The organism is Paenibacillus sp. S28 (genome assembly GCF_016624415.1).
Taxonomy (GTDB): domain Bacteria; phylum Bacillota; class Bacilli; order Paenibacillales; family Paenibacillaceae; genus Paenibacillus_AQ; species Paenibacillus_AQ favisporus.
The window spans coordinates 349,566-369,801 of record NZ_JACVTM010000005.1; the positions used below are offsets into that span (position 1 = coordinate 349,566).

Here is a 20,236-nt window from a genome sequence, read left to right on the forward strand (position 1 = left end):
AGAACAAAAGGGAGGATTCTTGATCATGAAAAAACGGACCAAAATGGCGCTGGCTTCCGTGCTGGCCCTTTCCGTAGTACTGGCCGGCTGCGCCTCCAAAACAGATAAAAGCGCCGAAGGCGCGAGCGGCGGCAGCGGCGGCACCAAGACGATTCACATTTTCCAATTCAAGGTGGAGATCGCCGAGGCGCTCAACAAGCTGAAAGCCGACTATGAAGCCAGCCATCCTGGTGTGAAGCTTGACATTCAGACGGTAGGCGGCGGTTCGGATTACGGTGCGGCGCTGAAAGCGAAATTCGCATCGGGCGAGGAGCCGGATATTTTCAACGTAGGCGGTTATACCGATCTGGAAACGTGGCAGGCCAAGCTGGAAGACCTGTCGGGTGAAAAATGGGTCAGCGATATGGTGGATGTCGCCAAGGACCAAATTTCCAAGGACGGCAAAGTGTACGGCATGCCGATGAACCTGGAAGGCTACGGCTTTGTCTACAATAAAGACTTGTTCAAAAAGGCGGGCATTACCGATATTCCGAAGACGTTAACCGAGCTTGAGGCAGCCGCCAAAAAGCTTCAAGACGCGGGTATCACCCCGTTCGTCAACGGATACCAAGAAGGATGGATTCTCGGCCAGCACTCGCTGAACGTGGCTTTTGCCCATCAGAAGGATCCGGGCGCTTACATTGAGGGCCTCAACAACGGAACGGCCAAGTTTGCCGGCAACGAGCAAATGGACCAGTTCATGAATCTGTTTGACCTGACGCTGAAATACGGCAATAAAAATCCGCTGACGACCGACTACAACACGGAAATGACGATGTTTGCGAACGGACAGGCGGCTATGACGCAGCAGGGCAACTGGACGCAGGTGCAGATCGACGGCATCACGCCGAACATGAATATCGGGATCCTGCCGATGCCGATCAACGACAACGCGGAGGAGAACGACAAGCTGCTCGTTGGCGTGCCGAACAACTGGGTCATCAACAAAAACTCCAAGGTGAAGGATGACGCGAAGGAATTCCTGAACTGGCTCGTCACCTCCGATGAGGGCAAAAACTATATCACCAAGGAATTCAAATTCATTCCGGCCTTCAAGAGCATTAACGCCACTGAAGAGGATCTGGGAGCGCTCGGCGCGGAAGTGCTGAAATACAGCAAAGAGAATAAGCTGCTGAGCTGGCAGTTCGCGAGATTCCCGGAAGGGGCCTGGAACGAATTTGGCGCAAGCATGCAGGGGTATATCGCCGGCAAGACCGACAAGGCCAAGCTGTTCGAGGACTTCCAAAAAACGTGGGATAATTTGAAAAAATAATAGCTTAATCAGCATACGAATGACCTGGAGGCTTCCTTTTGAACCAATGAAAGGGAGCCTCTTCATCTTAGAGGGGGGAAGCAGGATATGGAGGGCAGCGAAGCAATCCGGCCGGATAAAGACGGACCTGTCATTGTGCAGGAGGCTTGGGAGAACCTGGGTATCTATACCGGCGTGGAAAAAAGAGAAGGAACCTACTGGGTACGAACGGAACGCGGGGGAGCGGCTGTGGAATTCGTCACGGACGACATGCTGCGCATCAAATATTTCCTCGGAAATGATCCGGAAATGTCGACTTCGGTCGCCATCGATCCGGCCGCTGCGGCTGGGGGCGATGTCCAGGCACAGCTGGAGGAGACGGCAGGGGGCGTCCGGTTCCGCACGGCGTCGCTGGAAGTGACGCTGGACAAGCTGGGATTGTCCATGACCGTCAGGGACCTGGCAGGAAACGTGCTGGCCGAGCAGAAGAGCATCACCTTCAGCCCGGACGGATCGGCCTTCGGCGTGTACGACATGCCGAAGGATTCCCATTTCTACGGACTCGGGGAGAAATCGAGCTTCCTCGATAAACGCGGCGAGCGGTACACGAACTGGAACACCGACGTATACGCCCCGCATATGCCGGAAATCGAGGCGCTGTACGAGTCGATTCCGCTGCTGATTCATATGCACGGCGGCATCAGCTGCGGACTGTTCCTCGATAATCCGGGACGCTCGGATTTCGACATGCGCAGCCATGGAGTCGCCTTCACGGTCAGCTGCACGACAGGAAGCTACGACCTGTACTTCATCAACGGGCCGGAGCTGAAGGATGTCGTCAAGCGTTACACCGCTCTGACCGGGCGGATCAACCTGCCGCCGAAATGGGCGATCGGGTATCATCAGTCCCGTTACAGCTACATGAACCAGCAGGAGGTGCTGGAGCTTGGCCGGACGTTCCGGGCGAAGCAGATTCCGTGCGACGTCATTTATTTGGATATTCATTATATGAACGAATACCGGGTGTTTACGTTCGATCCGGTGCGGTTTCCGGATCCGGCCGGCATGATCCGCGAGCTGCGGGAGATGGGGATCCGGATCGTGCCGATTGTGGATCCCGGCGTCAAGAAGGATGCGAAATACCCGATTTATCAGGAAGGGATCCGGGAGGACCATTTCTGCAGGAAGCTGGAGGGGGATCTGTTCTTCGGTGAGGTATGGCCAGGGACAAGCGCTTTCCCGGATTTCACCGACGACCGCACAGCAAAGTGGTGGGCGGATCAGCATGCCTTTTATACCGAACTCGGCATCGAGGGCATTTGGAACGACATGAACGAACCGGCGGTGTTCAACGAATCCAAGACGATGGATCTGGACGTGATACACCGCAACAACGGCAAGCCGCTGACGCATGAGGAACTGCACAATATCTACGGCCTGCTTATGTCCAAATCGACCTTTGAAGGGTTGAAAGAGCAGCTGGACCGCCGCCGTCCGTTTGTGCTGACACGCGCCGGGTATGCGGGCATCCAGCGGTATGCGGCCGTCTGGACGGGAGACAACCGGAGCTTCTGGGAGCATATGGCCATGGCCATGCCGATGGTGCTGAACATGGGGCTCTCCGGCCTGGCGTTTGCGGGTCCGGACATTGGCGGCTTCGCCCACCATACCTCCGCGGAGCTTCTGATCCGCTGGACGCAGATGGGCGTCTTCTTCCCGTACTGCCGGAACCACTCGGCGCTCGAAACGGTGCGGCAGGAGCCGTGGTCGTTCGGGGAAGAGGCCGAAGCTATCCTGCGGGAGTACATTGGCCTGCGCTACCGCTGGATGCCGCAATTGTACAACCTGTTCCATGAGGCGGCCGTGACCGGGCTGCCGGTCATTCGCCCGCTCATTCTGGAGTATCCGCACGATCCGAACGTGACGAATCTGTGCGATCAATTCCTGCTCGGCGACAACGTGCTGATCGCGCCGGTCTATCGTCCGGACACCGACCATCGTGCCGTATACCTGCCCGAAGGGACTTGGCTGGACTACTGGACGGGCGAAGCGCATGAAGGCGGGCGGTATATCCTGGCCCACAGCCCGCTGTCCGTTATGCCGATCTACGTGAAGACGGGCAGTGTGATTGCGGAAGGCCCGCTGAAGCAGCATGCCGAAGACGGAGCGGATGATGCGTTAACGTTCCATGTGTACGGCGCGGAAGCGGAAGGTGACTTTGCGGCTTCTTACCGCCTGTATGAGGATGACGGGGTGAGCTACGGCTACGAAGTCGGAGCTTACAGTGAGCTGGAGCTGAAGGTGCGGGCCGAGCAAGGCCGGCTTGTCCTGTCGTATGCTTACCCGCATCGGCAGTATGAAGCGAATCGCGAACGCCTCCGCTTTGTGCTGCGCCGGCCGAAGCTCCGCCCGGCTGAAGTCGAAGGGCTCGGGCAGGTGACGCTTGAGCAAATGGAGCAGGGGGCGCTCGGCTGGGCCGTCGATGGCCAGAGCGGCGACCTGATCATTCAGGTCCAGGATCTGCCCGAAGGCGGACAGTGGGCGGTAATCTCCGCCTGATCAGCCTATATACAGATCTATGGTGGATTCAAGCCGGAACCGGTTCAGGGAGATTAGTGCTCCCGGGACGGTTTCCGGCTTTTTTAGTTTTTTAGATATAATAAAATTTAATTTTCCGAGTGTCGTCTTTCTGGTATTGCCAGAAAAACGGCGTTAAATGCGGTTCGGCTTCGTTGAATGCTCGTCAATGAGACGCTTTTACTCTGATGCTGCATGATCAGGTCAGGCAGAGGGCAGGCGGCCCCATGGTGGGCAAAAAGCATAAAAAAATAGTGAAAAATGCCTAAAAAAGACCCGGATCTCGTTTTTAAATTCATGCGTTTTCGTATAAGATGGAAGTATATGTGTAATTACGGATACGACAGGAGACTACCATGAATCAACCGCTTTATGGCGTATGGCTTGGCGATGTGTTTTTTTGTTTTTCAGGAGAGATGTCCGAACCGAGAGTGGATGCATGGAGCAAAGTGGTCAAGCAGCTGACGCTGACGGACGGGACGCGCCCTTTTGCCCAGGCTGCGCTCAGGCTGGCCGAGCTTAAGTACCCGTCCGCGCATGCGGCTCAGCGTACGAGCCGCCGGGGGGAACGGCGCCAGCTCATGGGCAGAACGCTGGAGGGACTTGCCCTGAGCGCCGCAGACGCCTTCAGCCTGCTTCTCGCATGGGATGAGCCTTATATTCGGCAGGCGGGAATGGAGCCCGGGGCGGAGATGGGGTACTGGGCCCAGGCGGCCCGGTTCGCCCTGGAGCTGATGCTGCGCGGCAGTATCGCGCCGGGTACGGCCCCTGTGCCGACAAACGGCACCCGCCGCAAATCGGGCGAGCAGGCGCTGACGGCGGAATGGAAGCCGAGCCTGAACCAGCCGCAGGACGCGGAGCGGTTCCTGCAGCTGGCGGCGGCGATGCCGCCTGTGGCGCTTGGAGTACCGGCGCTATCCGGCAGGGATGCGATGACCAAGGAGGAAGCGGGGGCATTTTTGCTGCACTCGTTTATGGGCGCCATGATCCATGCACAGGTACGGGAAGTGATCCGTGAGAACGAGAGCAAATTTTCCCGCTACCATGCCGATTACCGGAGAGGATATTCCCCGGTGGCGGAGCTGTGGTGGAACAGTACCCTGACCGCCAGCCGGATGATCCCGGTTCAAGGGAGCACGGAAGAGATGGAGGAGCTGGCGTCCGCGGTTGGTGAGACGGGGGGGACCTCGATTCCGGCCGTGGAAAACGGGGATGCTTCGGCACAGGGCCGGATGCAGCTGGGACTGCGGCTCGAGCCCTGCCATACCGAGGAAGAGGAACGCTGGTGCGTCTCGTTCTGGGCTGAGTTTCAGGATGAGTTCGGGGCATGGATTCCCATTCGGGCCATCTGGTCGTATCGGGAGCGGGATATCAGCCGCCGCGGCCGCGTCTTTCCGAATGTGAAGGAGCAAATGCTCCGTGCGCTCGGCGATGCGTCGAGGCTGTCCCCGGAACTGGCCGAAGCGCTGAGGGGCCCGGCTCCGGAGAGCCTTGAACTCACTACGGAGGAAATGATCGCCTTTGTCCGCCTCTCGGTTCCGAAGCTGACGAAAGCCGGAATCACGGTCCAGATGCCCTCCCGGTGGAGCCGGAAGGGGCGCCGCCGCGTGGGATTGTCGCTGAAGATGCTGGCGGAAAATGCAGGCGGAGGCGCGCCCGGCCATCCGGTCATCGGCCTGGAGCAGCTTGTCTCTTTCCGGGTGGAAGCCGCCCTTGAGGGCTATACCCTCACCCGGGAGGAATTGGCCGAGCTGGCCGAGTCGACCCTGCCTTATGTGAAATTCCGCGGGGAATGGATCGAGCTGGATCTGAAGGAAATCCGCCAGGTGCTGCGCTATATCAAGAAGCATGACGAAGGCGAAATGAACATGTCCGACTGGATGCATCTCAGTGCAGGAGAAGACGGTGAACGCACCTGGAAGGGCATTCCGGTGCTGGAGCTGGAGACGATGGGCTACCTGCAGTCCCTTCTTGGCGAGGAGGGGCCGAAGAAGGTGCCTGTCCGCCCGGTTCCCGCTTCGCTGCACGGCGTGCTCCGCCCTTATCAGGAGCGGGGCTACCAATGGCTGGCGGCGATGCGGGACATGGGCTTCGGCGTCTGCCTGGCCGATGACATGGGCCTCGGGAAGACAGTGCAGGTGATCACCTGTCTGCTGGAGCAGCACAAGGAAGGGAATCCTCCCGTGCTGATCGTGTGCCCGACCTCGCTGCTCGGCAACTGGCAGCGCGAAATGCAGCGCTTTGCCCCCGGGCTCGAGCTGTACATTCATCACGGCAACCGCCGCCTTCACGGGGACGAATTTCTGGAACAGGCGCTTCGGCATGACGTCGTGCTGACAACCTACCATTTGGCCGGAAGGGACGGCTCCGACCTGGCCTCGGTGCTGTGGTCCACCGTGGTGCTGGACGAAGCCCAGTACATTAAGAACTACCGGACCAAGCAGGCGCAGAGCGTCATGAAGCTGTCGGCGCCTCACCGCATCGCGATGACCGGGACGCCGGTGGAGAACCGCCTCGGTGAGCTGTGGTCGATTTTCCAATTCCTCAATCCGGGTTATCTCGGTTCTTCCACATCGTTCCGGCAGCGTTACACGACAGGGGAGGTCGCGCCAGGGAAGCTGCAGGAGCTGCATAAGCTTGTATCGCCCTTCATGATGAGACGCCTGAAGAGCGATCCCGACATCCGCAAGGATCTGCCAGAAAAGCTGGAAATCAAATCTTACTGCACGCTGACCGAAGTGCAGGGAGCGATGTACCAATCGGTCGTGGACCAGATGATGGGCCAGATCGGACAGCAGACGGGGATCGCCCGGAAAGGGCTGGTGCTGTCCTCGCTGACGAAGCTGAAGCAGATTTGCGACTCGCCGCTTCTGCTCGGCAGGGAAGACGTGCGGGGCGCCAAAGCCGAGTCTTCCGGGAAAATGGAGCGGCTCTTCGATCTACTTGACAACATCCAGGAAAATCAGGAGTCAGCGCTCATCTTCACGCAATACGTGGCGATGGGGCATCTTCTGGTGTCCAGGCTGAAGGAGCGTTACGGCAGGGCGCCTTTCTTCCTTCACGGCGGCGTGTCCAAACAGGAGCGCGACGACATGGTCATGGCCTTTCAGGAGGGCGAAGGCCCGTCCTTCTTCGTACTGTCGCTGAAGGCGGGGGGCGTCGGTCTGAATCTGACCCGGGCCAATCATGTGCTGCATTATGACCGGTGGTGGAATCCGGCGGTGGAGAATCAGGCCACGGACCGGGTATTCCGGATCGGACAGCAGAAAAACGTGCAGGTTCACAAGCTGATCTGTCAAGGGACGCTCGAGGAGCGGATCGACGAGCTGATCGAGCATAAAAAGTCGCTCTCCGAGCAGGTCGTCGGTTCGGGAGAAACGTGGCTGACCGAGATGTCGGATCACGAGCTGAAGGAATTGATCATGCTGCAAGGGGAAGACTGGATGTAAATGTAAACCGGCGGCTTAGGGCTTCCTTAAGCAGGCTACGGCTATCATGTTAATTCGACGCTTCTGATTTTTTGGGGGCACTCCAAGGAGGGAACAAGGGATGAAGGCACAAGGTAAAGACCGAACGGAGCTGATCGTGGAAGTGGAACCCGGATTGATCCGGGCTCAAGGGACAACCGCAGAAGGCCGTGAGGAATGGACCCTCGGCATTCCGGTGACGGTAGACGGAGCTGTGCCCGTAGGCACCATCGTGGAGAGGCTGGCCGATTGCCCTGCCGACCTTTATTTACTGCTTCAGGGAAGCCAGCTGCCTTGGCTGGATGAGCTGCTGGGGCAAACCGCCCTGACCTGGGGCGAGGCGGTCTGCAGCTGCGGCGCAGACGGATGCCCCCACGCTTCGGAGTCGATGCCGGCCATCCGTCAGCGCTTGGCGGAGGAGCCGCTTCTGATGCTGGCACTGCTGGGGCTTCCGCGCGAGGAGCTGCTCGGCCGGGTCTTCAGCGACTGGGCTGGTTCCCTGCCCCCGGGTGACGCCAAGTTGGCCGACGGCGACCTGTCCTCCCTGGAGGAGAAGGGCAAAGGCGGCCCGTCTCCCGGCGAATGGCTGGCAGAAGCGGCGCAGCAGGGCATGCTGCATGAACCGGGAGCGCCGTACCGGGAGGTGGCCGTCCATCTGAAGGCGGTGCCCGCCAAGGATATGCCGGAGGAGGATTGGTCGGGTCTCCTGCCCAAGGTGACGGCAGCCCGGCAGGTGATCCGCTCGATCAAGACGCAGACTGCGGCGAGAGCCAAGGAGCAGCTGAAGCGGGTACCACCGGCTTCAGCTGGGCTGGCGCCAGCCCCCGCCTCGGCTCCGGCTTCGGAGAACAGAACATGACCGGGCCATCCCCCGGAAGCCGGGGCGCCTGCCTTCTGGCGGCGCTGATCCTCTCGGCGTCCGCCGTGCTCAGCGGCTGCGAGCGGTCGGAGGGGGCAGCACGGGAGAGCGGACAAGCCCTGCACGCTCCCGGAGGCTCGGATGCGGGAGGGCAGGCGGGCCTTGAGCGGGTCGCCGATCCCGTACTGGCCAAGCGCAGCGAAAATTCGCTGCAGGCTACGGCCCGGACCGTGAACGGGAAGCAGGTGGTGACCAATCCGGAAGCGGTCACCGTGGTAGTCAACAAGCAGCGCAGCCTTCCGGAAGGGTATGCCCCTCCCGACCTCGTGGAACCGGACGTGCCTTTTACGTTCGACGGGCACCATGAGAAACGGCAGCTGCGAAAGGAAGCCGCCGCCGCGCTCGAAAGGCTGTTCGCCGGGGCGTCGCAGGCCGGCTTGGAGCTTCGGGCCGTCTCTGGCTACCGCTCGTATGAGCGCCAGCAGGCCGTTTACGGGCAGCATGTCCGCACCAAGGGGGCGGAGGAAGCCGCCCGCGTCAGCGCCGTCCCTGGGACGAGCGAGCATCAGACGGGCCTGACGATGGACGTTTCGAGCCCCAGTGTCGGCAACGTGCTGGGGGCTGTATTCGGCTCGTCCGAGGAAGGGCACTGGCTTGCGGCGCATGCCGCGGAATACGGCTTTATCGTCCGGTATCCCGACGGAATGGAGAGCGTGACCGGCTACGTGTACGAGCCGTGGCACATCCGCTATATCGGAACGGACCTGGCACCGGACATCGCCCGGAGCGGGCTTGCGCTCGAGGACTATTTTGACGAAGCGAACATGAAGCTGTAATGGCGTTCCATCTAGCTATACTACACCAATAAGCCGTCCCCCCCTAGTTAGGGGGACGGCTTTTTTTCACTAATAAATCGTTATATAACTCGATCCATGGTCGCTGGTCTTATTCGCAACCTCAAATTTCACCCGGCATCAGCTTTCTCCCTCGTGCATTTCATGCAGGGCTCCCTCGATCAAATCGCCGTTCTCCGCAAGAATCTCCTGGCGGAGCCGGAGCATCTGGTGATCCAGCTTGTCGGCGGCCTGGGAAGCTTCTTTCAGCTCGGCCACCACATGGGGCGGAACCTGCTTGTCATATTTGTAGAAAATAATATGCTCCATGCTCGCCCAGAAATCCATGGCCAAGGTCCGCATCTGGATTTCAACCTTCATCCAGCGGGTGCCTTCGATCAGAATCAGCGGCACGGCCACGATGACGTGCAGGCTCTGGTAGCCATTCGGCTTCGGATGGGCGATATAATCCTTGACCTCAATCAGCCGGATGTCGTCGCGGTGGGTTAAATGGTCAAGCAGCCGGTAAATGTCCTGGACAAACGCGCAGACGATCCGCATGCCGGCGATATCGTGGATATGATTCAGGATATTATCCATCGTCAGCTCATATCCTTTGCGCTCCATTTTGTTCATGATGCTCTTGGGTTCCTTGATCCGGACCTTGATATGTTCGATGGGGCTGTAACCGTCCTGCAGCTTCAGTTCGGTCTTGATCAGCTTGATTTTGCTCTGAAGCTCCTCCAGGGCCAGTTTGTACAGCATCGGAAGCTTCTTCCACTCTTCAAATTGACGGAGCAGGTTGTTATCTATATCGAGCTGATGGAGGTCTTTCAACGTTACGGGACTTACGACGAGCTGTTGGTTCTGCTGTTCGTTCATGCCAATCTCCTACCTATCTGCAAATTGGGGTGCTGTATAGAATGAATGAAAGAAATGGCTGCTTTAGTTCATTCTATTTATGTATACATTTTACCTGAAAATAGGAGGGTGAAGCAAAGCAAGACGGCAGTGCAGCAATCCTGTAAAGGCCGCAAAAGCCCCTGCCATCCGCCCGAATCCCATGTACCGGGGTACCGGAAAGTCAGGCGGGGCAAGGGCCGGAAAGGGATATGGGGATCATCCCTTTATTTGTTCAGAGGAGATCCTTCATACCCTTTATCGTGGTAATCGGTATGCTGCATTTTACCTAAAATATTCATATCCTCGATCGTGCGCCGCGTTTTTTCGTCCCCGATCTCATGCAGATAAGCATACACGGCGATCAGTCTATCGTTATACTCATCAGCCGCTTCATCATGGTCGGCCGATTTATACGGAACAAAGGTGCGTTTGAACGCATACTCGTCTTCCTTGGTGAGATCCTCCAGCAGATCCCGCAGCTTCGACACTTCCGTCTCGGTCATCAGGACCTCATACTCGGCAGAGTCATTGGGCACATCTTGAATCAGCTGATGGCTCACAGAAATATAGTAACGCTTCTTATCGGTATCCATAAGGCAGATTCCTCCCTTATCCATGGCACCCGCGCATCCCGTGTATTGGCAAGTTCCGGTGGATGCTCCGGACAGGCATGAACGCTTTTACTGCTTTTTACACGGGACCGGCATATTTGAATCAGGAAATCACCTCAGCGTCTGGGTGAAACGGGCTTGGGCGAGTCCGGATGGGGCAGGATGCCGAAAGCTTCATGCAAAAAGCGGGAAGGCGCCGACGGCTTGCCGTGGTAGTACGCGGGCGAGCTGATATACAGCCTCTCCTTGGCCCGCGTGACCGCGACATAAGCGAGCCGCCGTTCCTCCTCCAGCGCCGCGGCCGCCAGCTGCTGCTCGTCCGTCAGCGCTTGCCCGGCTTTGATATCGGCCGGAGGCTGCTTCTTCAAGGCGGAGCTGTGCGGGAGAATCCCTTCGCTGGCGCCGATCCAATACACCTGGCGGAACTCCAGCCCCTTGGCCCGGTGGATCGTCATGAGCTGAACGGCGCTGCCGTTCCGTTCCTCCCGGGCCGCCTCCATCTGCTCATGGCGGGCCGTCAGCTCGTCCGCATAAGCCACGAACTCCTCAATGGTATCAAAGCGTCCCGCCGCGCTCTCGAACTCCTCCAGTGTATCGCTCACCATCTCTTTATACTGGGTATAAATTAGAGGATCGCCTGCCTGAAGGTACTTGTCGTAGAACTGTCTGCGCATTTCCTGAATGGCATAGGCCGGTTTGAGGGATTTCAGCGACTTGATGAACCGGATGCGCTCCTTGACCGCCTCCTGCTGAAAAGGCTGAAGCCGTTCCCACCGGGCGAGATGGATGAGCGGATACTTTTTGGCTTGAAGCTTCTCCTGCTGCCGGATATAAGTCATACCGTCCTCTTTCGGTACATACAAAGGACCCAGCACGCTCTGCAGCGATTCCTTCCGCCGGGGCGTCAGGCTCAGCCGCAGGTGATCCATCAGCGGTTTGATCAATGTCTGGTCGTAGAATACCGGTGCGCTGCCGAACTGGACAAAAGGAATCCCGCACAGCAGCAGCTGCTCCAGTACGGCACGGCTGCTGTCGGACGTCCGGTGCAAAATGGCGATATCGCCATAGTCCAGCCCGTCCCGGCCGACATGCTCCTGGATATGCTGAACGACCCAGCGTGCCTCTTCGTCCGGGGTTGCAGGGGTCAAGTACGCAGGCTTGAAGCCGCGGGCTCCTGCTGCGAGCAGTTCCTTGGGCCGGCGCTGCCGGTTATGCCGGACGAGGGCGCTCCCCAGGCCGAGAATCCGGCTGTCGCTCCGGTAATTGATGTTGAGATTCACGATTTTGGTGCCCGGATAGACGCGGTCGAACTCGAGAATCGATTCCTGCCGGGCTCCGTTAAACGAATAAATGGTCTGGTCATCGTCCCCGACGACCGCCAAATTGTGCCGGGGCTCGGCCAACCGCCGGACCAGGTCGTACTGGATCGCGTTGGTATCCTGAAATTCATCGACCATCAAATAATGAAAGCGGTCCTGCAGCCGTTTCAGCGTAGCCGGGTTGTCGAGCAGCTTCCGGGCATGCAGGAGGATGTCGTCAAAATCCCACTGGTTCCGCTGTGCCTTCCAATCTTCATAACCGAGCAGAATGCGTTTGACGGCGGATTCTTCTTTGGTTGCCTCAGGCAGGTCAGCCGGCCACATGCCCTGCATTTTCCAGGCGGACAGTGCCGCGAGCAGCGTCTCGGGCTGATAGGATCCGGTGTGATCCAGGCGGCGCAAAATCATTTTCATGATGGTGTGCTGGGCCGTGAATTCGCCAAAAATTTGCTCGGTATATCCGTGCTGGCGTAGCAGCAGCAGTCCGAAGGAATGGAACGTCCTCGCTTCTACGGCACGGGCCGCGGCTGCGGAAATGCCGGGCATGCGTCCGATTCTTTCCTTGATCTCCTTGGCGGCCTTGCTCGTAAAAGTGACCAGCAAAATCCGGGAACCCGGAATGCCGCGGACCGCGATCAAGTAAGCCGTCCGGGCGGCCAGAACGGTCGTTTTGCCGCAGCCGGCGCCCGCCAGGGCCAGCATTGGCCCGTCGCCGTGGCGTACGGCATCGATCTGCGGCGCATTCAGCAGGATGCCCATCCGCTCCAGTTCGCGAAAGAAAAACGCGTCCGCGTCGCCTGCGCCCACCAGCTCCCGGCTGGTGGAGAGGGATGCGGGGCGTGCCTGGGGAACCGGAGAGGAAGAGGGCACCTTCGCAGGCACGCTATGTATCGAAACATTCAGATGTATGGGGGGCTGAGCCATCGATAGGACCTCCTTTTATGGCTGTAAGGGATTGCCTTTTTCACAAGTGCACTGTAAATTTGGTATGATATATGCACATCCGGAAAGGATGCGCCTCAGCCGCTCGATTCCAAGCTCCAAGATTCAAGGCCGTTTGACGGCAGGCCCGGATTTCACAGGAAAGCTCCGGCATGGTATCTTGGTAATAGGCAGCCCGGGCAGCGGCCTGGGCAGATGACATGGGCTCAAGGGCACAGATTACTATTGTAAATGATCATTTGGAATGAATAAATGGGATGACATGGAAACTGGAGGAGAGAACTCATGAACATTATTCAGCGCCTCAAAGAAGGGGCTAACCGCGCAACGGAAAAAGCTCAGGGAACGCTGGAGGTCAGCAAGCTGAACAGCCAGATTGCCGACATCGAACGGGAAATGGGCATTCACTACAGAGAGATGGGAAAAGTGTTCTACGAAGGCTACCGCATTGGCGATATGAGCAAGGCTGAGAAGGAAATGGTCGACCTGTGCAAATCCTGCGACCTGCTTCAGGAAGAAATCGATGAGCTGCGTACCCGGATTGCCGAGCTGAAAAACGAGCGGCTGTGCAAATGCGGATACGTCGCCACGCTGGATGCCAACTTCTGTCCGTCCTGCGGAAGAAAGCTGGCGGATGATGGGGTGAAACCGAGCGAGCCCGCCAAACAGGTCGGTTTTGCTTTTGATGAAGAAGCGATTTTCGGGAGCAAGGCCCAAGATGAGCCAACCTACCGGGAAGAACCGGAGGAGCGGGAATATTCCGGCCAGCAGGAAGCCGCAGCCGCGGTGGAACAGGATTATGACTATGAGTTTCCGATGAGGGAAGCGTGGGATGATCTTGACCTTACCGACGAAAATGATCCGGAAGCGGAGCGGGAGCGGCGCCAGGCCGAGGAGCTCGAACGCGAGCGGGAACGCCAGCTGGAGCTGGACCGCCGCATCCGCTATTGGAAGGAAAACAGCGGAGATGACGATACGGGGGCGCGTGAAGAAGGTCCGCGCGATACGGTCAAATGCCAGATTTGCCGTGCAGACCTGCCTAAGGGCTCGAAGTGGTGCCCGAGATGCGGTGCGGAACAGATTTAGTTGTACGAGAAACAAACACGATTACGCTTAATAGAAGCTTTTTTGGCGGACAGCGGTTTTAGGCAGCTTTGGGAGGACAAAACGTAATGGAACAACTGCTACATCATCTGCGGAATCTGGGATTCACGGAGATGGAAGCGAAAATAATGGTGGAGCTGGCGGGCAAGGGCCCGTCCTCCGGATATGAGGTGGCCAAGGGGCTGGGCGTGTCCCGTTCCAATGTGTACTCTACGCTGCAGCGGTTATGCCAGCAGGGATATCTGCACCGCAGCGAAGGGGATCCGGTCCGCTACAGCATGCTGAAGACGGAGGAGCTCACCCGGATGATCGCCGGGCAGATGAAGGAATCGCTTTCGTTCATCGAGAACCGGATGCCGCGGGTGGAGCCGGATCAGCAGCCCTTCTATAACGTGGAAGGGGACCGGAACGTTATGGAGGCGCTGGCCCGAGAGCTTGAGCGGGCGGAGCATGAAATCGTCGTCGACGTTTGGCGCGAGGAAGCGGCTTTGATGCGCAGCGAGCTGGAGCAGGCCGAGCAGCGGGGGGTGAAGCTGCTCTGGTCCTGTATCGGCAGCGATACGGGCATGGAGCGGCTGCTTCCCTGGCCGGCGTGGAATCAGGACGCAGGGGACCGGCATGCCTTAAAAGGCCGCAAGTTCTCCTTCGTCATTGACCGCCGCTGGTGCATGCTGGGCATGCGCGGGGAGGATTGCGCGACGCAGGCGCTGGTCACCGAGCATCCTGTGATGGTGGAGCTGCTGCTGCATCATTTTACACAGGAAATGGTGCTCTACGAGGTGGAGCAGGACTTGGGCGGCGAGCTGGCGGAGCGGTACGGTCCGGCTTACGAGCGGATCTACCGCAAGTACGTGGAAGTCGATACGCGCGAGGCTGACTCGGAAGTCATCGGGGATTTTGACGGTACTGAGGATTCGGAGGAAGTATAAAACACGAAAACGGGTACCGTTGAGACGGGGCCCGTTTTGTCTAGTGAAGTCCGGCGTTAGATGGTTCATGGCATGAACGATTTTCTGCGACGGAGCGGCCGCAACGAGGTTTCGGGGTTTGGGGATGTGCTAATCCCGTTACAGTTCGCGCAGCTTCATAAAAACCGTGTGATAATAATCACTGTTATGCGGTACAAATTGCTGTAAGCTCACTGTACAGGCAAAGGTTTCGGCGTCGGAAGCAGGCCGCGGTTCCGAAAGGATGCCGGTTGCCTGCATCTCCCCGATCTCGCCATTCGCCAGTTTGAGGGCATCGTCCAGGCCGGCTTCGTAGAGACCAGTCAGTTCCTCGGCCTGAAGCCGGTAGGCGGCTAACGGCAGATCCAGTTTGGCGCCGAAGATGAAGCATCTCTCCCTGTCGATAAAAGCTTTTCCCCCGGCTGTCCCCCGATTCTCATAATCGGCGGTTCCGAGCGGGATCAGCTGGTCCAGGCTGACGGTCACGCCGAGTTCTTCCTCGAGCTCCCGGACTGCATCGGCGACGGTTTCTCCAGCCGCCAGATGTCCGGCTGCGGTAATATCGTAATAACCCGGGAAGGTGTCTTTGGACGTCTGGCGCTTCTGGAATAGAACCTTGCGTCCATCCGGCGTATCGCGCACGATCCAGCAGTGGAACGTATGGTGGAGATAACCCTTGGCATGAACCTCTTCGCGCGGAGCGGTGCCGATCCATTCGTGGTCGTCGTTATAAATGTCGAAGAACTCTTTCTTCATGTGGCGAAAACCTCCATTCATATTTTTGAATTATGGAGGATTACCGGAAAAGTAGCAAGACTGGAGACAGGCTGCTGAAAATAAGCTTTTAAGTATAGCGTTTTGATCATGAACAGAGAAAGGAGGAAGCATTGATGGAATGCATCGTACGGTTTGAGGTCAAATATCCGGAAGGGAACAAGCAGCTGCGAGGCTTGATCTGGACGGGAGAGGACGGACACCCCACCGAAGATCAGCTTATTCAGATGTTTAAGGACATGAAATATAACGTGAGGGCATCCGAACGGGAGCAGCTGCAATTTGTTCCGCTCGATCCGGGCGCGGGGTATACGTCGATTCGGATCACGGAGCTGGACACCGGAAAAGAGAAGTACACGGAAGACCGCGATTTGAAAAACGTCATCAGCACGCTGATGCCAAAAGGACCGCTCGGCCTCTGATTCTGGAAGTGAATTCCGAAAGGGGCTGGCGGTCTTTTTTATGGAAAAGGATAACACCTGCAAACCATCAGGAGAGCAAGCTCTCCATCAAGTCCGCTCGGTTCAGTCTCTCTGCTTGAATGAGCCCCCTCAAGCCTGCTGCGGCTCGGGATCGGTATCCAGTACAGAGGTGCAGTGCGCACAGCGCGTAGCTGCTGCAGGAATTTCCGACAGGCAGTACGGGCACTCTTTGGTCGTTTTCTCCGGCTCGGGCTTTTCATGCTCCCGGTTTTTGATCCAGTTGATGCCCTTAACGAGCAGAAAAATACAGAACGAGATAATCAGAAAATCGATCACCGTGTTCAGAAACTGCCCGTAAGCAATGACTGGAGCCCCGACTTTTTTTGCTTCCGCTAGTGTGGTGACCTTGCTGTCGTTCAGGCGGATAATGAGATCGGAGAAGTTCACACCGCCAAGAAGCACCCCGATCGGCGGCATAATAATGTCGCTCACAATCGAGGAGACGATTTTCCCGAACGCTCCCCCTATGATGACCCCGACGGCCAGATCGATCACGTTGCCGCGCACTGCAAATTCTTTAAACTCATGAATAAATCCTTTCATTTCACCAAACCTCCTGAGTGTCATGCATCTATTCTAGCAGATTTTCTATAGGGCATTGTAACATTGAAACTGGTATTTGTTTCTGAAATGTTTTCAAATTGTCCATCAAATACCTCTTTATTTTTCAGCCCATTATGCGTTATACTTCATGCATTGTCATTTCATCAGTCTATAAATGAATATAGGTTTCTCGTATATGTGCAGGAATCGGCCTGCATGTCTCTACCCGATCACCGGAATGATCGGACTACGGGATGAACGATATGTTTCGGGCGCTTGTCCGGAATGTTTGAGTTTGTCCTGAGTCCGTCTGTTTCCGCCGATCAAGGCAGGGGAAGAGATGGGCTTTTTTTGTATTTTTACAGAGGAATGGAACGTCATCAAAGGGGGAAGCAAGTTGCAATTACTTAAGCAGAAAGTGCTGGATGAAGGGATCGTACTCAGCAATCAGGTGCTGAAGGTGGATTCGTTTCTGAACCATCAGATGGATCCTGTTCTGATGAAGGAAGTCGGCTGCGAGTTTACGCGCCGGTTTGCCGGGGAGGCCGTGAACCGGGTGCTTACGATCGAATCGTCCGGGATTGCCCCCGGAATTATGACCGCCTTGGAGCTGGAAGTGCCGATGATCTTTGCAAGAAAGCAGAAGTCATTGACGCTTCGTGACGATATTTTCGTGGAAAAAGTATACTCCTTCACCAAGCAGGAAACGAACGAAATTACGGTGGCCAAAAAGTTCATCCAGCCGGGGGACCGGGTGCTGATCATCGACGACTTTCTGGCGAACGGCGAAGCGGCCTTTGGACTGGCCCGGATCGTGGAGCAGGCGGGCGCGACCGTTGCCGGAATCGGCATCGTGATCGAGAAGGCGTTCCAGCCTGGCGGGCGGCTGCTGAAGGAAGCCGGCTACCGCGTCGAGTCGCTGGTCCGCGTAGCGGCGCTGGATGACGGTAAAGTGACTTTTGCAGATCAAGACTAGCTCATTTATAAACAATACACGGGAGGAATGAAACCGGCATGGAACAGAATCATCAGGCTGACACGACTCAATTTTCAGGCAAACGCCATCCGCTTAAAACCTTTTCGCTCGGGATTCAGCATGTGCTGGCGATGTACGCCGGTGCTGTTCTCGTCCCCCTAATTGTCGGGAATGCACTGAATTTTACGACCGAACAGTTAACCTATCTGATCTCGATCGACCTGCTGGCCTGCGGCGTCGCCACGCTGCTTCAGGTATGGGGCAACCGGTTCTTCGGCATCGGGCTGCCGGTTATGCTGGGCTGTGCGTTTCAGGCGGTATCGCCGATGATCGCTATCGGTCTCAAGGACGGGGTCTCGGCCATTTACGGCGCGATCATCGCGTCGGGGATTTTCGTTGTTCTGTTCTCAGGAATATTCGGCAAGCTGATTAAGCTGTTCCCGCCGGTAGTCACCGGTTCGGTCGTCACGATAATCGGGGTGACGCTCATCCCGGTCGCGCTGAACGATCTTGGCGGCGGCCAGGGGGCCGAGGATTTCGGCAGTCCGCTGAATTTGTGCCTCGGCTTCGGTGTATTGATCTTTATCATTTTAATGAACCGTTTTGCTACCGGATTTCTGCGTTCCATCTCGGTGCTGATCGGCCTGATCGCCGGAACGGCCGCCGCGGCGATTTTCGGCCATGTGGATTTGGGGCCGCTGAAGGAAGCCGGCTGGTTCCATGCGGTCAAGCCGTTTAACTTTGGAAAGCCGACGTTCCATGCCTCCTCGATCCTGACCATGATTCTGGTGGCAATCGTCAGCGTGGCGGAGTCCACGGGCGTCTTTATGGCGCTTGGCAAAATTGTCGATAAAGACATTTCCTCCAAAGACCTGGCCCGCGGGTACCGCGCCGAAGGCTTGGCGATCGTGCTCGGCGGGATTTTCAATTCCTTCCCGTACACCACGTACTCGCAAAACGTCGGTCTGGTTCAAATGAGCCGCGTCAAAACGCGCGACGTCATTGTCGTGGCCGGCGGCCTGCTGATCGTGATCGGGTTTGTGCCGAAAATTGCGGCGCTGACCCAGCTGGTGCCGACATCCGTGCTCGGCGGGGCGATGGTCGCCCTGTTCGGAATGGTCGTCTCCTCCGGCATCCGCATGCTGGGCGGGCAGGTTGACCTGAACCGCTTTGAAAATCTGTTCGTCATCGCCTGCTCCGTCGGTATGGGGCTGGGTGTCAGCGTCGTGCCGGATCTGTTCAAGGCCATCCCGGAAGATCTCCGCATCCTCGTGGATAACGGCATCGTGGCCGGCAGCGTGACGGCGATTGTTCTGAATTTGATGTTCAACGGTTTTAAAGGCGGGGTCTCCTCAGCGGAAAAGGGAGAAGCCACCCGGAATGAGCATGCCGCCTAATTCCTCTAAATAAAATAGAAGTTCAAAAGGCCCGCCCCGTGTTCTTACGGGGCGGGCCTTTGATTGTGCGTCGATGACGTTTTTCTTTTAGATATCAGAAAGTATAAGCTTCGGAGAATGGGCTTCCTGATATCGCAAGAAAAACTTCCTCTAAATGCGGTCTGGCTTCTCGGGATGTACATCGATGACGTTTTTCTTTTAGATATCAGAAAGTATAAGCTTCGGAGAATGGGCTTCCTGATATCGCAAGAAAAACTTCCTCTAAACGCGGTCTGGCTTCATGGGATGTACGTCGATGACGTTTTTCTTACAGCGCCGAGAATACACGGATGGCGCCAGGATCCGCCCGGAAATCCATCGGGAGGGCGGATACGTCTTCGCCGTCGCCCTGCGCCAGGCGCGGGCGGTCAAACCTGATGCCGACCGTGTCTCCGCGCAGGAGGGTCACGATCGGCAGCTTCACATGCGTTCCCTTCAGGACCGTCGGGAACAGGAACAGCAGCTGCAGCCGGGAGCAATCGTGGACTACGCAGACGTCCAGCATGCCGTCATCCGCCTTCGCCTGCGGATTGATGAGCAGTCCGCCGCCGTAGCTGGGCACATTGCTGACCGCGGTCAGCCAGGCTGACGGATAGCTGACCGTCTGGCCGCCGCAGGTCACGCTTACGGGACCTGGCTTGAACGTGACCAGCGTATGCAGAACGCCGATGACGTAAGCGAGGCGCCCGGCACCGATGGCGTTGCAGATCTTTTTGTACCGGCTGCCGTTTACGTTCTCGCTCACCTGCGCATCGAAGCCGGCGGCCACCGCCGTCATGACGGGCACGCCCGCGACCGAGATGAGATCGGCCGCTCGGGCGCTGCCGGTTAGAATGAGCTTCAGCGCGGCGAGCGGATCGCGGGGGATGCCAAACCCCCGGGCGGTGTCGTTGCCCGAACCGGCGGGAATCACCCCAAGCGGGATGCCGGTCCGCTTCAATACCGGCAGGAGGCTGTGGATCGTGCCGTCGCCACCGATGACGACGATAGCGTTCCAGCTGCCGTGCTGATCCAGCGTTTCCGTCACCATCGCATCAACTTCCTCCGCACTATCAGTAAACAGCGATGCGTATGCAATCTTTTTCAAATCGAGAGCCTCGCGCACCCTTTTCCAGGTACGGAGGCTCCTGCCGTTGCCGGACTTTGGATTAATGATGAATAAGTACATTGCT

General features: G+C 57.5%; 16 protein-coding genes and 1 riboswitch. Of the genes, 10 read left to right on the plus strand and 6 right to left on the minus strand.

All coding sequences use genetic code 11. The features are described from left to right. Positions 1 to 25 precede the first annotated feature (25 nt). The 5 genes from IAE55_RS15250 to IAE55_RS15270 all read left to right on the plus strand — a co-directional run bounded on the left by IAE55_RS15250 (position 26) and on the right by IAE55_RS15270 (position 9,030). The gene (locus IAE55_RS15250; RefSeq protein ID WP_200633165.1) at positions 26 to 1,312 is read left to right on the plus strand and encodes an ABC transporter substrate-binding protein; all 1,287 of its coding nucleotides are present in this window, start codon (positions 26 to 28) and stop codon (positions 1,310 to 1,312) included. An 87-nt stretch (positions 1,313 to 1,399) separates the two neighbouring features. Continuing rightward, positions 1,400 to 3,850 (plus strand): glycoside hydrolase family 31 protein, encoded by a 2,451-nt coding sequence (locus IAE55_RS15255; protein ID WP_200633166.1) that lies wholly within the window; start codon positions 1,400 to 1,402, stop codon positions 3,848 to 3,850. 374 nt (positions 3,851 to 4,224) lie between these two features. Continuing rightward, entirely contained in the window at positions 4,225 to 7,317 is a 3,093-nt protein-coding gene (locus IAE55_RS15260; RefSeq protein ID WP_200633167.1) for a DEAD/DEAH box helicase, read from the plus strand. Between the two features lie 100 nt (positions 7,318 to 7,417). Then, positions 7,418 to 8,194 (plus strand): hypothetical protein, encoded by a 777-nt coding sequence (locus IAE55_RS15265; RefSeq protein ID WP_200633168.1) that lies wholly within the window; start codon positions 7,418 to 7,420, stop codon positions 8,192 to 8,194. After that, on the plus strand, positions 8,191 to 9,030 hold the full coding sequence (locus tag IAE55_RS15270) for a M15 family metallopeptidase (RefSeq protein ID WP_200633230.1): 840 nt from the start codon (positions 8,191 to 8,193) through the stop codon (positions 9,028 to 9,030). Before IAE55_RS15265 ends, IAE55_RS15270 begins: the two co-directional genes overlap by 4 nt. A gap of 138 nt (positions 9,031 to 9,168) precedes the next feature. On the opposite strand, the gene IAE55_RS15275 is transcribed toward IAE55_RS15270, so the two are convergent. The 3 genes from IAE55_RS15275 to IAE55_RS15285 all read right to left on the minus strand — a co-directional run bounded on the left by IAE55_RS15275 (position 9,169) and on the right by IAE55_RS15285 (position 12,784). Beyond that, positions 9,169 to 9,909: a GTP pyrophosphokinase gene (locus IAE55_RS15275; protein WP_105445654.1), complete on the minus strand. Its 741-nt coding sequence runs from the start codon at positions 9,907 to 9,909 to the stop codon at positions 9,169 to 9,171. A 245-nt stretch (positions 9,910 to 10,154) separates the two neighbouring features. Then, positions 10,155 to 10,523, minus strand: coding sequence for a hypothetical protein (locus IAE55_RS15280; protein ID WP_105445653.1), 369 nt, complete (start codon positions 10,521 to 10,523; stop codon positions 10,155 to 10,157). A 134-nt stretch (positions 10,524 to 10,657) separates the two neighbouring features. Continuing rightward, entirely contained in the window at positions 10,658 to 12,784 is a 2,127-nt protein-coding gene (locus tag IAE55_RS15285; RefSeq protein WP_200633169.1) for an ATP-dependent helicase, read from the minus strand. A gap of 303 nt (positions 12,785 to 13,087) precedes the next feature. On the opposite strand from IAE55_RS15285, the gene IAE55_RS15290 reads away from it, so the two are divergent. Together IAE55_RS15290 and IAE55_RS15295 are read left to right on the plus strand one after the other, a co-directional pair. Beyond that, the gene (locus tag IAE55_RS15290) at positions 13,088 to 13,888 is read left to right on the plus strand and encodes a zinc ribbon domain-containing protein (RefSeq protein ID WP_200633170.1); all 801 of its coding nucleotides are present in this window, start codon (positions 13,088 to 13,090) and stop codon (positions 13,886 to 13,888) included. Positions 13,889 to 13,974: 86 nt separating this feature from the next. Beyond that, a complete protein-coding gene (locus IAE55_RS15295) occupies positions 13,975 to 14,835 on the plus strand; it encodes a TrmB family transcriptional regulator (protein ID WP_200633171.1) in 861 nt (286 codons plus the stop codon). Between the two features lie 138 nt (positions 14,836 to 14,973). Here IAE55_RS15295 and IAE55_RS15300 read toward each other — a convergent pair whose 3' ends face one another. Continuing rightward, entirely contained in the window at positions 14,974 to 15,609 is a 636-nt protein-coding gene (locus tag IAE55_RS15300; RefSeq protein ID WP_200633172.1) for an NUDIX hydrolase, read from the minus strand. Between the two features lie 134 nt (positions 15,610 to 15,743). Between IAE55_RS15300 and IAE55_RS15305 the strand changes: the two genes are divergently transcribed. Further along, complete coding sequence (locus IAE55_RS15305) at positions 15,744 to 16,049, plus strand: hypothetical protein (RefSeq protein ID WP_076172867.1); 306 nt, start codon at positions 15,744 to 15,746, stop codon at positions 16,047 to 16,049. A 129-nt stretch (positions 16,050 to 16,178) separates the two neighbouring features. On the opposite strand, the gene mscL is transcribed toward IAE55_RS15305, so the two are convergent. Next, complete coding sequence (gene mscL / locus IAE55_RS15310) at positions 16,179 to 16,652, minus strand: large conductance mechanosensitive channel protein MscL (protein WP_089549095.1); 474 nt, start codon at positions 16,650 to 16,652, stop codon at positions 16,179 to 16,181. Between the two features lie 170 nt (positions 16,653 to 16,822). Then, positions 16,823 to 16,922, plus strand: a riboswitch (purine riboswitch). A 127-nt stretch (positions 16,923 to 17,049) separates the two neighbouring features. On the opposite strand from mscL, the gene IAE55_RS15315 reads away from it, so the two are divergent. Both IAE55_RS15315 and IAE55_RS15320 read left to right on the plus strand, forming a co-directional pair. Next, the gene (locus IAE55_RS15315; RefSeq protein WP_200633173.1) at positions 17,050 to 17,628 is read left to right on the plus strand and encodes a xanthine phosphoribosyltransferase; all 579 of its coding nucleotides are present in this window, start codon (positions 17,050 to 17,052) and stop codon (positions 17,626 to 17,628) included. Positions 17,629 to 17,666: 38 nt separating this feature from the next. Further along, positions 17,667 to 19,025 carry a nucleobase:cation symporter-2 family protein gene (locus IAE55_RS15320; RefSeq protein ID WP_200633174.1) on the plus strand — a complete coding sequence of 453 codons (1,359 nt, stop codon included), beginning with the start codon at positions 17,667 to 17,669 and terminating at the stop codon, positions 19,023 to 19,025. Positions 19,026 to 19,332: 307 nt separating this feature from the next. Here IAE55_RS15320 and IAE55_RS15325 read toward each other — a convergent pair whose 3' ends face one another. Continuing rightward, a complete protein-coding gene (locus IAE55_RS15325; protein ID WP_200633175.1) occupies positions 19,333 to 20,232 on the minus strand; it encodes a diacylglycerol/lipid kinase family protein in 900 nt (299 codons plus the stop codon). Positions 20,233 to 20,236: the final 4 nt, after the last annotated feature.

Coding starts and splice junctions, on each gene's coding strand:
- IAE55_RS15270 (WP_200633230.1), top strand. CDS start 8,191: ATGACCGGGCCATCCCCCGGAAGCCGGGGCGCCTGCCTTCTGGCGGCG.
- IAE55_RS15255 (WP_200633166.1), top strand. CDS start 1,400: ATGGAGGGCAGCGAAGCAATCCGGCCGGATAAAGACGGACCTGTCATT.
- IAE55_RS15265 (WP_200633168.1), top strand. CDS start 7,418: ATGAAGGCACAAGGTAAAGACCGAACGGAGCTGATCGTGGAAGTGGAA.
- IAE55_RS15260 (WP_200633167.1), top strand. CDS start 4,225: ATGAATCAACCGCTTTATGGCGTATGGCTTGGCGATGTGTTTTTTTGT.
- IAE55_RS15300 (WP_200633172.1), bottom strand. CDS start 15,609: ATGAAGAAAGAGTTCTTCGACATTTATAACGACGACCACGAATGGATC.
- IAE55_RS15295 (WP_200633171.1), top strand. CDS start 13,975: ATGGAACAACTGCTACATCATCTGCGGAATCTGGGATTCACGGAGATG.
- IAE55_RS15290 (WP_200633170.1), top strand. CDS start 13,088: ATGAACATTATTCAGCGCCTCAAAGAAGGGGCTAACCGCGCAACGGAA.
- IAE55_RS15250 (WP_200633165.1), top strand. CDS start 26: ATGAAAAAACGGACCAAAATGGCGCTGGCTTCCGTGCTGGCCCTTTCC.
- IAE55_RS15275 (WP_105445654.1), bottom strand. CDS start 9,909: ATGAACGAACAGCAGAACCAACAGCTCGTCGTAAGTCCCGTAACGTTG.
- IAE55_RS15325 (WP_200633175.1), bottom strand. CDS start 20,232: ATGTACTTATTCATCATTAATCCAAAGTCCGGCAACGGCAGGAGCCTC.
- IAE55_RS15305 (WP_076172867.1), top strand. CDS start 15,744: ATGGAATGCATCGTACGGTTTGAGGTCAAATATCCGGAAGGGAACAAG.
- mscL (WP_089549095.1), bottom strand. CDS start 16,652: ATGAAAGGATTTATTCATGAGTTTAAAGAATTTGCAGTGCGCGGCAAC.
- IAE55_RS15280 (WP_105445653.1), bottom strand. CDS start 10,523: ATGGATACCGATAAGAAGCGTTACTATATTTCTGTGAGCCATCAGCTG.
- IAE55_RS15285 (WP_200633169.1), bottom strand. CDS start 12,784: ATGGCTCAGCCCCCCATACATCTGAATGTTTCGATACATAGCGTGCCT.
- IAE55_RS15320 (WP_200633174.1), top strand. CDS start 17,667: ATGGAACAGAATCATCAGGCTGACACGACTCAATTTTCAGGCAAACGC.